This is a genomic window from Flavobacterium collinsii (assembly GCF_946903285.1).
GTDB lineage: Bacteria > Bacteroidota > Bacteroidia > Flavobacteriales > Flavobacteriaceae > Flavobacterium > Flavobacterium collinsii.
Window position 1 is genome coordinate 4687465 of the sequence record NZ_OX336425.1, and the last position, 15289, is coordinate 4702753.

General features: G+C 32.7%; 8 protein-coding genes. All 8 read right to left on the minus strand.

The annotated features are described in order from the left end of the window. Positions 1–28: 28 nt before the first annotated feature. Positions 29–1501: a hypothetical protein gene (locus tag OGZ34_RS18990; protein WP_263361362.1), complete on the minus strand. Its 1473-nt coding sequence runs from the start codon at positions 1499–1501 to the stop codon at positions 29–31. A 2890-nt stretch (positions 1502–4391) separates the two neighbouring features. Beyond that, positions 4392–4892, minus strand: coding sequence for a hypothetical protein (locus OGZ34_RS18995; protein ID WP_173968199.1), 501 nt, complete (start codon positions 4890–4892; stop codon positions 4392–4394). Positions 4893–4901: 9 nt separating this feature from the next. After that, on the minus strand, positions 4902–5297 hold the full coding sequence (locus tag OGZ34_RS19000) for a hypothetical protein (RefSeq protein ID WP_263361363.1): 396 nt from the start codon (positions 5295–5297) through the stop codon (positions 4902–4904). Between the two features lie 87 nt (positions 5298–5384). Beyond that, on the minus strand, positions 5385–5852 hold the full coding sequence (locus OGZ34_RS19005; protein ID WP_173968527.1) for a hypothetical protein: 468 nt from the start codon (positions 5850–5852) through the stop codon (positions 5385–5387). Next, positions 5840–6055 carry a hypothetical protein gene (locus OGZ34_RS19010; protein ID WP_263361364.1) on the minus strand — a complete coding sequence of 72 codons (216 nt, stop codon included), beginning with the start codon at positions 6053–6055 and terminating at the stop codon, positions 5840–5842. Before OGZ34_RS19010 ends, OGZ34_RS19005 begins: the two co-directional genes overlap by 13 nt. An 86-nt stretch (positions 6056–6141) precedes the next feature. Then, the gene (locus OGZ34_RS19015) at positions 6142–6600 is read right to left on the minus strand and encodes a hypothetical protein (RefSeq protein WP_263361365.1); all 459 of its coding nucleotides are present in this window, start codon (positions 6598–6600) and stop codon (positions 6142–6144) included. A 3-nt stretch (positions 6601–6603) separates the two neighbouring features. Continuing rightward, a complete protein-coding gene (locus OGZ34_RS19020) occupies positions 6604–10131 on the minus strand; it encodes a fibronectin type III domain-containing protein (protein ID WP_263361366.1) in 3528 nt (1175 codons plus the stop codon). A gap of 3 nt (positions 10132–10134) precedes the next feature. Next, positions 10135–15285 (minus strand): T9SS type A sorting domain-containing protein, encoded by a 5151-nt coding sequence (locus OGZ34_RS19025; RefSeq protein ID WP_263361367.1) that lies wholly within the window; start codon positions 15283–15285, stop codon positions 10135–10137. Positions 15286–15289: the final 4 nt, after the last annotated feature.

Genomic DNA, 15289 nt, shown 5'->3' on the forward strand with positions numbered 1-15289 from the left:
ATTAGGTACAAAACATTATTTTGAGAAATTATTTACTGCAGTTATTTTCATAATCTCCTAACACTTTTATCAATCCTTCAAGTGTTTTAAAATTATAGTTTTCAAACACGAATGAATCACATTTTAGATATTCGATGACATTTTTCTTCAATTTATCGTTGCTTGATTTGTTTGTGTACAAGCCCTTTTCTTGTGTTGGAATTTTTATAATAAAATCAGATGACAAAACTGGATCTACCAAAACCATGTAACCATCTTTCTCATACAAAATTTTATAAAAACTTGAAAAATCAAAGCTTAAAGAATTTAAGCTTCCAGCAGTAGCCATTGTATTCCCTATCGTTTTTAATCCTAAATAGCACTCTCCGGAATTTAAACAAAAACGGATTCCATTTTTTGACTTAAAAGATTCGTTTTTGCTTTTTCCCTTTTCATTTGTGTAAGTAAGAGTTACTGTTTTACCATAAGTGGTAATATCTGTTATACCATTGCTGCTATTTTTATTAATAGTTACGTCTTCAAATAAGGCATTAAGAGTACCTTCTCTTTTTTGTCCTTTTTCATCAATCAAATAACCAGATACATCATAAATGTTCTTTGAATTACTTTTGGCTTCATCGAGCGCTTTACCAGTTTGTTGGGCATCTTCCATTCTTTGTTCCTGGATTATTCCTTTCATTTGTTCTCCCAACTCATATCCATTATAAAGTAACGTTGCCACAATGTTTACTGCATTTTGATCCTTACTAAGGGGAAATGCAGCTGAATATCCAACTAATTTTATTTTAAATACCTTTCTATCAATAGTCAGCAATTCTTGTATTAAATAAGAATTATTATTAGGATTTAAACCACCTTGTTGATAGTACTCACCAACTTTTATGTTATTAAAATCAAAAACTGTATAATCAACATGAGTAGATTCTATCTGGTCTTTGGTAGATCGTCTGGAAATTTTCCCTACCAAAACATTGTTCTTTAAAATATTTCCAACTCCGTCAATAGCTATTTTATCCTTATTATATAATGCTATGGCATTGTTGTAATCTTCTGTAATTTTTCTCTTTTTTAATTCCAACTCTTCAGAAATCTTGGTCGTACCTGTATCTGTCATCTCTTTTAATAAGCTTTCATTAATTCCTTGCGCAGATAATAAAGGACGTGGAGACTCAATAAGATTGGCAACCAGATTTTTTTCATATCCAAACGAGGATCCATTTGGTGATTTTACATAAGGAATTTCCGTTTTTTTATTGGTTGCTGCATCTGTGATTTCATACCAATAATCAAATGCACCATTATCATAAACCACCTGCTTGACTTCAACGGTCATTTTATGAGTTTTGTCTAAACTACTGATAGTATAAAGTGCTTTCTTATTATCTATCAAGGCAATTGCCTGATCATCAATTACTATTTTACTTCCCTTTACTTTAAAATTCTGAGCATGGTTTACTACACTTATCAAAACCAACGCGATTGTCATAATTTGTTTTCTCATTTCATTTATCTATTTATTTTATAAAACTTTTTTTCATTTTTTTGTAAAATTTGTTGATTGTTTTGCATGTCAACAAAACCTCCTAAGTCAATTTTGATCTTTCTACCTTCATCGTATTGCATTAAAAAATACTATTAATAGGGTTAAAAAATAAATTTTAACATGTAAATACCTTTTATTAATTAATTTTAATCATAATATAACCTAGCCAATTTGTTCAAATGGCTAGGTTATTCTTCAATTGTAAAGTGTGGTATTGTTGGTATGTTTAAAATTGTAAGCTTAACTATGGGAGTGATAAAGCTTACAATAATATCTAAGTTGGTTTATACTATTTTAAAAGATTTTATTCTTCACTTTGACTATCAAACTATTTTCTTCTTAATCCCACGCTCCCGCACGAATCCTTTCGTGTGGTACGTTTCTACTTGCACTCTCAGAATTACGAAATTTATAGTTTCTACTCATTTTTAATATTGTAAACCTTTATAACGAGACTAGGCCTTGACATACATACTGCCACACGAAAGGATTCGTGCGGGAGCTTGGGTAATCACTTTCTGAAACTCCAAATGTATCTGAATAATTAACGTAGCTTCTTAGTCTATATTATTTATCATATCTATTTCTTTTATAAAACAATAAGAGAGATAATGGAAAATAAGCTAAAAATAAATTTTTAGCTACCTTAAATAAAAAAACAGAATTACTCTCTATTAAACTAATAAATAAAAGAATCAGTAAATAAAACATTACGGGAAATAAAAAATAATACTTCCTTTTATAGTCGGCTGAAAAAAAAGATCTTAGATATGAACTGCAATATAGAATAGTAAAGCAAATAAGTTCCCCAAAATAAATTATAACCTCTTCTTTACTATGAAATCCTCCAGATAAATCTATTTTACATAAAATGACAATTAATATAGATCCAACTATATAATTAATCGCTCCATACAATTTGAATTTAATAAAAACAAAAAATATTAATGCCATTATAACAATCATCGACAACAATAATACGATCTCTAATTTCATACTTTTTTAATTAATTGTAATCTTAAATACCTCGACCTCAAATACCCCGTTAGAATTTATTTTCCTTTCCACTCCTTTAATTTCTTCCACTACAATATTATTTTCAGAAATCTGTTGTTCCATTAAATATTTCTTTGTATTAGCAACAATATCTTTACTTAATTGAAAATAATCCGATATTAACACTCCATCTACTGTTGCAAGTATTCTTCCATCTGAGTAAAACACCGATCTAATACAGAGTAAAAACAAAACTCCAATGATACTTTTATATTAAGACGATCAAATATTTATAAAATTTATCATTAATATTTCTTGTAATATTTTAAACCATATAGTGGGAAAAATGCCAAAGATATTGGGAAAAATATACAGGCAAATGCCCTATCGAATTTTAAAGTGAATAATTCACAAACTATAATAATTCCGAATAAAATAATTGGTCTAATAAAATAATGTTTCTTTTCATTATTATTGTCTGAATAAATAAATAGCGATGAAAAAAACAAAATAACATACAAAAATAAATTGAAAATAAAAATAGGAACCTCAGCTATAGACCTAGTTGTTCCTTCGAAGGATAAATTCGTTAAAATCATTAAAGACACAATACCGATTATCAAATTGGGGATAAAAATATATCCTAGTCTGTGACCGATATAAATTAAAAAAATTAGTACGCAGATCTGCAAAATGTAATTTAGCATATTTTTATTGTTTAATAGTAATTATATAGGCTTCTGTTGTTGAAGATACTTTTACTGAACTTGCAGTCGCATATGTTTTTACCACTAACCTATCAGTTTTTCCAACTTCAATCTTATCAGAAGGAATTCCTTGTTCAATTAAATATTTTTTTGAGTTCTCCCCGCTCCCGCACGAATCCTTTCGTGTGGTACGTTCTACTTACACTCTCAGAATTACGAAAATTATAGTTTCTACTCGTTTTTAATATTTTAAACCTTTATAACGAGACTAGGCCTTGATATACATACTGCCACACGAAAGGATTCGTGCGGGAGCCTGGGAAATATAAAAAACAGTATGACCAACTATACATAAATCAAAAACAATTGCACTATAAAATTTCTATTCTTCTTTGATATATTTTCGATAATATTTTACAATATATAATGGAAAGAAAGCAAGAGCTATTGGTAAAAAAATACAGAAAAATGAATCTTCAAACTTAAATATCATAATTTCTACCAATATCCAAGCGCAATAAGTAAAAACAGGAATAATAATAAAGTTTTTTTTCTTATTTTCTTTATCAAAATAAATAAGTACAGAAGAACAAAATATAACCGAATAGATTAATAGATTAATCAGAAACACTATTATTTCTGATTTAGTTCTAACCTCTCCTTCAAAGTATATATTTGTAAAAAACAAAATAAGCAGAAACCCTATTATGTAATTAAACAATAATAAGAAATTAGATTTATATGCTAAATAAATTAGAAATATCAAAAAACCTATTTGAAAGAAAACATTCATTTTTTATTTAATTTTTATTACGAAAGCCCCGCTACCGCACGAATCCTTTCGTGTGGTACGTTTCTACTTGCACTCTCAGAATTACGAAATTTATAGTTTCTACTCATTTTTAATATTGTAAACCTTTATAACGAGACTAGGCCTTGACATACATACTGCCACACGAAAGGATTCGTGCGGGAGCGTGGGGCTGTTTATTTTTTAAATATTTCAAAGAACGTTTTATTTTATTTCTAGTCGAAAAAACATTTCTTATCTCTTAACTTACACTGTATATTTTATTTGCATATCCAGTCAGGAGACTTCACAGAAGTGAGATAAAAATAAATTCAAAGTATATTTTTTTTAGTATTTAGATTTCTAAATCATGATTTTTTATTTCATTTAAAATTCTTTCTAGCACGGCGCTTTGTGTTAAATATAATTTATCATATTTAGTTAAATCAGTATGTTCATTTTCTGGTCTTAGCTTTTTAAGTAATTCAGGTTTTCCATTAGGGAAATTTATAATGCAAAGACCTGAGTATCCTTTCGGTAATAACTCAACTTCATAACTTCTATTTACAGATACGTATTCTAAAACTGCATCCGTATTAGCATAATTTTCTACTTCATGATGTGAAAATAAAACATCAAATTTTGTATTACATAATATATCCGTACATAGGGTTCTACAATCACTTATGATTTGATTATCACTTAATACTAAAGAATTTAATTTATGTTGAGGATTCAAGCTATAATATTTCTTCGTTTGTTCCCAATCAGGTATCTGAATAAGTGGTAAAATAGGGAAAAAAGACTTAGAAATTATCTCTTCACAATCCAATTGTATTTTTGAAAAAATGGCCATAGATAAAATTTATTTTTTAATATTATATTTAGTCGCTTTTTTATAGAACTCGTAAGATTGTTCAAGAGTAGAATGTGTCATAGTTCTTGTGATTTCCTCTGCTGAATTACCCGGAGCATTATTACCAATATTTTTAGGTAAATCTATGCCGTAAACTTCTTTAACTAGTTGATGTGCATCATCAAGATTCATTTCAATTTTACTTAAATGAGTAAAATCGTTAGCAGAAACTTTAAAAGCTACTTCTAATTCATAAATTGCTCTTCTACTAGGCGATTCAAGTTGAAGTAATCTCAGATCCTCAGGTAATGCAATCTGCAACACCCCCGCTACCGCACGAATCCTTTCGTATGGTACGTTTCTACTTGCACTCTCAGAATTACGAAATTTATAGTTTCTACTCATTTTTAATATTTTAAACCTTTATAACTAGACTAGTCCTTGACATACATACTGTCACACGAAAGGATTCGTGCGGGAGCCTGGGGGTCGTTAAAACAGGATGATTAATCGTCTTTTTTCTCTTTTCCATACTTTTTTCATTTTCTGCCAAATCACATAATAAAACTTCACTAACAGCTGATTTAATATTAAGCATAACCAAATTATTACATCACTTATATGAGTTATAAGAAAAACAATCTGATACTTTTTATGATAATTATAATAATCAATTGAAAGTCCCTCAAAGTAATTTTTCTTTAAAAACAGATATATTAAAACGCTAGAAAATAAAACTATAAAAATAAGTGAGATTTTTTTTGAAATTATTTTATTAAAAAAATAAAACAATATTGTTAAGATTAAATTATAAATTGTAAGTTGGACAATATATATACCTACAAATACAAAAAAAAGTTCTCCCATCTCTTTCATAGATATTCCTAAATAAATAATTGCCATTAAGAATGGAATTTCTGAGAACCAAAAATGTTTAAATATTTTTTTTATTTCTCCCATGTTTTTTTCATTTTTACAATATATGTTAAATAATCATCAAAAGGTTTGTAACCGTATTGATGCTGAAGTATCCATTGTGCCATTACTCCTCCTCTGTAATTAAAATTACCTAAATTAAGTTTCCCCGCTACCGCACGAATCCTTTCGTGTGGTACGTTTCTACTTGCACTCTCAGAATTACGAAATTTATAGTTTCTACTCATTTTTAATATTGTAAACCTTTATAACGAGACTAGGCCTTGACATACATACTGCCACACGAAAGGATTCGTGCGGGAGCGTGGGGAAATTATTCTTCTATCCTCTCATATTTTTTTGATAATGGTTCAATAATATCATCTTCAAATAATTTTACTTTTCTATATTTATCCAATGAAAACCAGCCAAAATCATCATTTATCTGACCATTAATTTTAATCAACATAAAACTAGAAAAATCACCATCCTCACTTGGAAAACTTATTATATATCTCATCTTTTCTTTCTCTAAATAAATTATTACATTTTCTCTGTCAAAAGCACTGCTTTTAACAATAGTATCATATATAATAATGTTTTGTCCTTCAAAATTTTTTCTAAATTCATTTATACTGATTTTAGCATGTGCTTTAAATTTATAATTTTTAATTTTTCCAGTTCCACCAGATCCAGCACCATAAGAATAGAGAAAAGCAAAACCAATCCAGTACAAAATAATTATACTACATAGTAAAACACCTAAAACAATCGACCATTTGATAACTTTCATAATTTAATATTTTTTTATTTTTTTTCCTTGTCCATCCACTGGATTAATGACATCATTAATTGTTAAATTTATATTTGTCACTAATATATCGATCATAAGGGCTGTAGCTCTTTGCTTATCAATCGATTCAATTTTATCTATTGCTTTACTTTTGCATAATACTGTAAATAAGATGGCAACTTTCTTAGCTCTCTCAAGTGTTTCTTTAGAAATTGTTTTTTTGGTAAAAGGATCAATCTCCTTTTTAGTATACATATCTACCACTTTATTAGCACATCTAACAAGCTGTATATCAGCCTGCAAAGCATCTTTATTAATCGTTGCTCCTGTAGCTCCAGTTGCTCCAACCTTATCATATCCTAAATCATGTGCTCTTGCTGCTGCATCTACCAGATCTTGAGGTTCTCTACTGTAATCATCGTCATCAGATCCATCCTTTTTCTTGGGATTGTTTGGCCCTATATAAATACTTCCCATCATATTTAGAACAAAATTATCAAAATTGAAATAAATCTTTTTCTCTTTGATATTCATTGTGAGAGTACCTATAGCTCCATACCAATTATTATTTTTCTTTTCATTTCCTAACGTGTAAGTAGAATATGTTTCATCCCATTCCCAGCTTGCATTAGATTTCTCTAATACAAAATTCCAAAAGCGTTTTTTTATTTTCTGCCAATTGGAAAAATCATAATTTGGAGAAGCATAGGTTTCTAAAACTTTTCCTATTTTGTCTTTTACAACTATACGATCACCGCCTCCAAATATGTCAACTTTTCCTTTATTAAAATAAGATTCCAAATCAATTTCATTATCTGAGTATTCAATTCTATCATATCTAGAGAGCTCGTCCAATAATGAAAATATTGATTGTCCACTACCTTGACTCTGAAATGCGTACAACTTAAACGCAGGATCATTAATTTGTTTCCAATCCTGATGATTCAGGACTGTCCCTGAACTGTAATCCATCAATAAATCAGTACTTGATGGTGATGTTTTATATACTTCAAAAGGGTGTTCTAATTTAAAGATTCCATGACCTAATTCGTGTGCAGAAGTTTTTGATGATCCTTCTTTAAACACATACCCAAATTGCCCGTTTAAACGCATGTAGCCTTCCTGTCCTCCTGTACTTGAAGCTTTATTGGTTATAAACAGTACATAGCTACTCCCATTCCCCTTGTACAGGGCATTTATGTCTTGCTGAACGCTGCTATAAGTTGATGTTAATGTATTTTTCTCCGATTGGATCGTGTTTCCTGAAACAACACTTTCAATATTTAATAAACTCTCCTTTTTAAAATTAATTTTTACTCCAACTTTATCATAAATCGCCTGAGTATTTGAAATAATCCCATCGAGTTTAGTTTTAGAAATATCATCTGTAGGCACCAATGCTACATTCACCTCTTTTGGTGAAATATGCACGAGCATAAAAGCTCCTATCACCTTCCATTTACCTTCTTGCTTTACGGTAGCTAAAATTTGCTCTTCGGCATAACTGAGGTTTCCTTTTACCGTTAATACAAATACTTTATCATTTCTTTTAAAGTTGATTTTTGCTCCATTTTGGGTTTTGAAAACAATACTGTCCAATTTTATATTGGTATCTGTAATCGTAACTGTACCTAAAAGGGTATCTGAATCTCCGTTTAAAACTGCTTTATAAGGTAAAGCGACATTGCCAACCTGTTTGTATAACTTTTGTAAAGCGGCAGGAGCATTTTTTGGCATTACATCAAAAGCATATTTACTGCCATCACCCGAAAAAGCGATCGATATACCTTTGGCAGTAAATGCGGTTGCCTGACCACTTTTATCTACACCATCAGTATTACCGGGAGTTGGTTTACCTCCCGCTGCGGGTTCTGCGGGTTCGTTACTTCCGTTTCCGTTTTTGTCTACATTATAAATATTTCCCTTTCCATCAGTAATTACGGTATCTTTTCCTCCAGGTATCGTTACTTGTTCCCCGTATTTACCTTTGACTATAATGTTACCATTAGGATCGATAACCATTTTATCAATCTCAAACGGAACCGTTTCTTCAATCTGTCCGCCTTTACCTTCACCGGTAAAATCTTCCACATTAGTAACATTTTTTTCCTCCGGATTATAACTCGTCTCCACCACACCGCTGATCAGTTGATAATCGGTATTAATTACGATATTTTTAAATTCGACTGCAATTTTAGTATCACCCAAATAGGGTACAATGATATAGCCACGTCCTGAATAGGGACTATTTTGACCTTGTAACTCTAAAATCGTTACCGGAAAATCACCTGCTTTAAAGGTTTCGCTTTGAATTAAATTGGTAAGCGGTTTATGATTCTGAATATTAATTTGAGGTACAATACCACAATTATAGGCTGGAACCCCATTGGTTACGGTAGGTGTGGTAAAAGTACTAATCCCTGAATAGGTAAACGACTGAACTCCATCGCTTGCCGGATCACAGCTCGAACCCACTCGAAACTGATAGCTAACTCCAGGCTCCAGATTGGTAATTAAACTTTGGGTATTTAAACTATTGCTCGAGAACCATTGCGCGTTTCGAACATCCTGTTTTTTATATTGTAGCTGATAACGCGTATGTTCCGGTATTCCTTCCCAGGTGATTTTGACACTTTTTGGTCCCTGAGCTTCGCTTAACAGAAAGGTTGGAGCAGCACAGGCAGCAGTATACTTAAACGAATAAATCTCACTGTAGCCGTCGTTTTTAAAAACCGCATTTTCTGATAGTCCAGTTGTTGAAATAGCACGTACGCGCCAGGCATAACGCATACCGGGAGTCAGGATTGGCATGCTTAAATTATAAAGCAATGCAGTTCCAAATAATGTCTCTTCATACAAAATGGGTGACATCTGAAATCCAAACTGCGGGTCTAATGTGGGGTCAAAAAGCTGTTTTAACTCAAATTTATACGATATGTTAGTGGCATTCCTCTGACGTGGTGTCCAGGTAAAGAGAATATTTGGAAATTCGGTTGAAGCAATTTGTTCGTTACGTCGGGGTGTATTCAATAACGGAGGATCATTTAAAATCAGATACAAACTGGTGCAGCTTTTTTGTGAAATTCTCTGGTTGGTTACAAAATCGTATAATTCAAAACAAAAGTTGTACATCCCCTCGGGCAAACCATTGGCATACTGTATAGTAGAAATTCCCTGCAGGTTCTCTAACCTGAAAAGAGCTGAGATATCGGTATTGGTAAGGGTTTGTAATTCTCCGCCGTTTATAAAAACAGGACGTTGCCCTTGTATGTAATCACTGCTTTGTATGTTGAGTCCGTTGCCTTGAATGTACAGTTTCAAACGCACCTGTCGCTGCGAGATGGTAATGTCCATAGGATTGATAAGCAATCGCATTTTAGTATCCATACTAGTTGCATAGTCGGATATTTTAACACTATACGGACTGTTGAAAACCGGAGTCATCTGAACCGGAAACAATTGAGCATGTCCTGTTGCATTCACAAACAGCAACAACACAGATAAGGATAGGGTGTGAAAAAGGTGTTTCATTTTTTAATAGATAATAATTTTTTTAACCAATGTCTGCTGTCCTGTTTCCAGTACTAAAACATACATGCCCGATCCTAACGTTGTATCAAAATTAATTTCATACTTCTTTTTCCCGGACTCTTTTTTCTGAATCATCATCTTTTGTCCTGATGTCGAAAATAACCTTAAGCTTATGGCACTATCATTTTCTAAAGTCACAAAGGCTTTAAAATTACCATTACTCGGATTTGGAGTTATGACAAAATCGATCATGAACTGCGACGTCGAACCAGCATTTGGCAAAGTGCTCCGTTGCTCGACAGTAATGTTTTTAGTATATGTTGCATAACATTCTCCTTGTGTCTGTTGTAAGCCAATTGCATAAAGACCTGTTGTGTCAAACTTCAAGGTTATATATTTTTCTTTTTGCTCTACAATTTTCACTCCTTTCGGAATTACCCAATTGGTGCTCTCCCCAAAAGGAGTACTGGTATTGACCAAAATTACTTCTTCGTCTAAATAAGCCTGTGAGCTCAGTAAAAATTCAGAACTAATAGCTACCTGACTTGTTTTTATTACGATTTCATCCTCTCCAATACAACCTAATGCAGATGTTACCTTTACCCGATAAGTTCCCGCCTTTGTCAAACTTACTTTTGATTGGTTTGAAGTAAATCCATTTGTTGATGTCCAGCTGTATTGGGCGTTTTGATCTGCAATCGTTGCATCCAAATCCAAAACCTGATCGTTGCACAAGGTTCTGTCTTTTCCTAAATCGACTACAACTGGATTTGGATCTTTTAAAAGAAATCTCTTTTTATAAATACAGCAATCCGGGCAAGTAATGGTTACTTCATAGTTTCCTGCCGATAGATTATTTAAATCTTTGGTAGTCGCTCCTGTATTCCAAACATAGCTGTAAGGTAAATTTCCACCTGTAACATTTACTTGTATTCCTCCATCATTGCCTTTAAAACAAGTTGGATTTTTTACGGTCTCTGTCGTCAGGATTCCTTTTGGGTCGCCCACAAAAATACTTCCCTGAATCAGGCATCCTTTTGCATCAGAAATTAGTACAAAGTAATTGTTTGTAGTAATGTTCTCTATTTTAGCTGTTGTTTCTCCATTACTCCATTGATAGGTATATGGTTGTGTTCCGCCTGAAACATGAGCTTCCGCCCAGCCATCGTCTCCATTATTACAGCTGGCATTGTGTTTTGTAAAAGTCAAATTCAGTTTTTCGGGCTGTGCCATATATTGAACTGCATCAGTTTCATTTACCAAAACATTATTGGTATATGTCCCTAACTTTATTCCTTTTCCATCTTCGACATTCAAGGCATAGGTTCCTTCTGAAATATTTTCAAGTCTTTCATTCTGATCATTCCATATTTTCCAGGAACCGTCGTTTTGCTTTTTCTTCCAGGTATAGAAATATGGAAGTCCGTTATTTTTATCTGCTTTTAATTGGATCCCCCCTTTAACATGTGCTGTTAAAACTCCATCCTGCGATTCATCTCTTTGATTGTCTATCGGATCAGCATCGGTTTCATTTCCGAATTCATTACTCACATTACAAGAAATGGTACGAACTACCTCAAAAATAACTTCAAGTGGCTCCGGATCATCTAAGCTTTGAATCGAATTTACCATCGTACAGCCAATTTTATTTACTGCCGGATCATAATTAGCATCACGAATGGTCAAACTATATACCTCTTCCGGAAGTCCGTTTAATGAAATGGTATAAATGCCATTGTTAAATTGTGTAGTTGTTGAAGTCTGTTTAATTCCTTTACTATTTTTCCATTCAAACCAATACGAATTGTCTAAAAAGATGGTTCCACCGGTAACTTCTACAACAATTTTTCCGTTTGTTGCTTTGTAAAAACTCGGATCTAAAACTTCAGTATATTTTATTGCTAAAGGCAGCTTCGGCTCTATAATGATGACACTTTCCTGTGTAGTACATCCTTTTGCATCTGTAATAAATACCCAATATTCGCCTGCCTTTAAAACGGTATTTTTATCAACTTCTACTTCATTAGACCATTTGTACTCATACGGTGGTGTCCCACCTGTAACATTTGCCGTCGCCCAGCCATCATTTCCTCCATTACAAAAAACGTCGCCTTTGGTAATTGTTACAGCTAACTTTGGAGGTTCCTGCATCAATTGTGTTGCATCAATCTCCTTCACCAAAACATTATTCACATAAGTCCCCAGCATGATTCCGTTACCATCTTTTATATTTAAGGCGTAACTCCCATGAGAAAGCTCAGAGGCAGTTTCTCCTTTAATATGCGGCAAAGTGATCCAGGTACCATCTTCTTGTTGTTTTTTCCAATAGAAATAATACGGTAATCCATTATTTTTATCTGATGCAAGCGAAATTCCTCCTGAAACATGCGCTTTTAAAATACCATCTTGCGACTCATCACGCTGACCATCATTTGGTGTTATGTCCTTTTCATCCCCAAACTCATTAGTTGCATTACAAGAAATAGTACGAACGATTTCAAAAACAACCTCTAAAGGATCAGGTTCCGTTAATTTTACTTTTGATTCTACTACAGAGCAATTGACAATTTGATTGGCATCTTTGTCATAATTTCTATCTTCAATCGTTAAAAAATAATCATCAGCCCGAACGCTGTTTAAAGTAATGGTATAAACACCTTCTTTAATTTCGGTCGTAGGCGATAATATAGCTCCTGCCGAGTTCATCCACTTATAGTTATATAATTTACCCTTGTTTGACAACGGATCAAATGCTGTACCTCCCGTGATCTGTGCCACAATTTTTCCATTGGTAGCTCCTGCAAAAGTGGGAACATCAGTGGTTGAATACTTTATTTCAACAGGGTTTGAAGGTTCTGTAACTGTAGCAAAACCTGTTACAAAACATCCTTTATCATCTGTAATCTCGACTGCATACTCTCCATGAGTTAATTTGGATATTTTATTAGCTTCAATAATTCCACCATCGACATTGAACCACTTGTAAATATATGGAGCTGTTCCATTTTCAACTGTTGCTGTTGCCCAACCATTATTACCTCCGTGACAGGAAACATTTCCAATATCAAATGATAATTTAAGTACTTCCGGTTCTGCTATTGTTTCTTTAGTCGGAATTGCTTCTGTTAAACCGACAGCGTTATAAGTTCCCTGTACTACATTATTGGCATCTTCAACATTTAAGGAGTAGCTTCCTTCCGAAAGCTCCGGTGCAATACCTTTTGTATAATCTTCCAATACCTCCCATAATTTGTTTTTTGTATTGTATTTTGACCAAATAAATTTATAGGGCAAACCACCATTTGCAGATCCTGTAAACTTAACTCCACCTGTTACGACGGCTTCCAAAATCCCATTTGCTGCTTTATTTCCATTTTCCATCGGATTTAAATTTGCAGAATTACAGGAGATTTGCTGTTGAATTTTTAATTTTATTTCAATCGGTTCCGGATCATCCAAAACTACTGTTAAAGAAGATGATAGTGAAGAATCTAATTTACAGTTTCGCGCATCTGTGATGAATAACCTGTAAGTATCTGCAACCACATTTTTTAATGTAACCGCAAAAACACCATTTACAAACTGTGTGGATGACTTGCCGGCATCAATAAGCTCGTTTTTACTATTTCTCCATTCGTATAAATAAGATTTTCCATCAATCGGAGTTCCACCACTAATAGAAGCTATTATTTGTCCATTCTCCGCTTTATTAAAAGTTGGGTGTGTCGAGCTAATATTAACCAATTGAAGCGGACCTAAAGGCTGTTTAATATCCTCATACAATTCTTTTTCTACATCTTTTGATAATTTCACTATACAACCAACCGTATCTTGTAAATCTTTTAATTTTCTCACTTTTACATGACAGCGTCCTAAAGAAAGGCTATTAATCGTGGTTTTATCTCCATTTAAAAAAGTAATCCAAGTAGCTCCACCATCTTTCGAATATTGATAAATTCCATTATCAACACCTCCTGAAGCTTTAATATCAATTGCACCATCGGACCCACCAAAACAATTAATATCGTTTTTCTTTATAAGAGTAAAATCGATCGGTGTGGGTGAGGTTATATTAAATATGAAAGGATTATCTTCAGTATGTGGAGATGCGGTATTTGATTCATTAATAGATCCGTAAAATGCTATCCCATATTTTCCCTTTGAGAAATTACATGGAAACTCATAACTATTTGTCCGATCGAGAATTATTGGACTGCCATCTTGTGAAGAACATAAAACCGATTGCCAAATTTTATATTCTTCATCAAACGATCTAATACTAAAAGTGAATTTTTCTCCGGCAAAAAATGGCCGATTGAATTTCATAATTAATTTACCGTCATTAGTGTCAAAACATCTCGTTTTTTCTTCTTTCATTGAAACCACCTCAGGAGCAGATTGTCTGACTGTATAGTTCACAATATTAGAAGAGACGTTACATGCTTTCTGTCTCAAATAAATTGTTCTTCCATGATATTCTCCGGCATTCTCGCCTAATATTTCTTTGGCATTAGTTGTAAAACTGGACTGACCTAAAAATTTTGTCATATCGACCCAACTATTTGAATCTGAAGAATCAAATGAATACTGCCAGTTATACTCAGATGGCAAAAATCCAGTATTTGATTCTATTGTTATATTTTTATCTGTAGGCAAATCATTTTTTTTTCCGGGATCAACAATAACAAGAATAGGACGAACTTTTACATTAAAAGAAGATCGTCCTAGTCCATCTCCTTTACTTTCTACATTTTTAAATTGCTTAAATTCAAAATCAAAATCAAAACAATGAAAATTATCCGAATTATAAATTCTTCCACTATTATGAGGCCTATTTCCCCTACAAGATTGTCGATCATATCTTGAAGCCGAAAAAAACATTGAGACTGGGACTTTATCAGCTTTAAATGTCGTTTTAGTAGCTGCATTAGTATAGCTTATAGTAGCTCTGTCATCATTATAAGAGATATTTAACGCCTTGTAATTATCAATAGGTGTCTTAAATTCAAGCCTAACAAATGCTTCTCCACAATTATGATGTTCGTCATTAATCGCCCAGCCATTAAAAACAATTTCATACGAGCCTAATTCTGGAGCCTGCCCAAAACTGAAATTGCAAACCAATAAAAAAACTAACAAGTAAATCTTCTTCATAAAC

Excerpts from the sequence above, each read along its gene's own strand:
- OGZ34_RS18990 (WP_263361362.1), bottom strand. The coding sequence starts at position 1,501 with ATGAGAAAACAAATTATGACAATCGCGTTGGTTTTGATAAGTGTAGTA.
- OGZ34_RS18995 (WP_173968199.1), bottom strand. The coding sequence starts at position 4,892 with ATGGCCATTTTTTCAAAAATACAATTGGATTGTGAAGAGATAATTTCT.
- OGZ34_RS19000 (WP_263361363.1), bottom strand. The coding sequence starts at position 5,297 with ATGAGTAGAAACTATAAATTTCGTAATTCTGAGAGTGCAAGTAGAAAC.
- OGZ34_RS19005 (WP_173968527.1), bottom strand. The coding sequence starts at position 5,852 with ATGGGAGAAATAAAAAAAATATTTAAACATTTTTGGTTCTCAGAAATT.
- OGZ34_RS19010 (WP_263361364.1), bottom strand. The coding sequence starts at position 6,055 with ATGAGTAGAAACTATAAATTTCGTAATTCTGAGAGTGCAAGTAGAAAC.
- OGZ34_RS19015 (WP_263361365.1), bottom strand. The coding sequence starts at position 6,600 with ATGAAAGTTATCAAATGGTCGATTGTTTTAGGTGTTTTACTATGTAGT.
- OGZ34_RS19020 (WP_263361366.1), bottom strand. The coding sequence starts at position 10,131 with ATGAAACACCTTTTTCACACCCTATCCTTATCTGTGTTGTTGCTGTTT.
- OGZ34_RS19025 (WP_263361367.1), bottom strand. The coding sequence starts at position 15,285 with ATGAAGAAGATTTACTTGTTAGTTTTTTTATTGGTTTGCAATTTCAGT.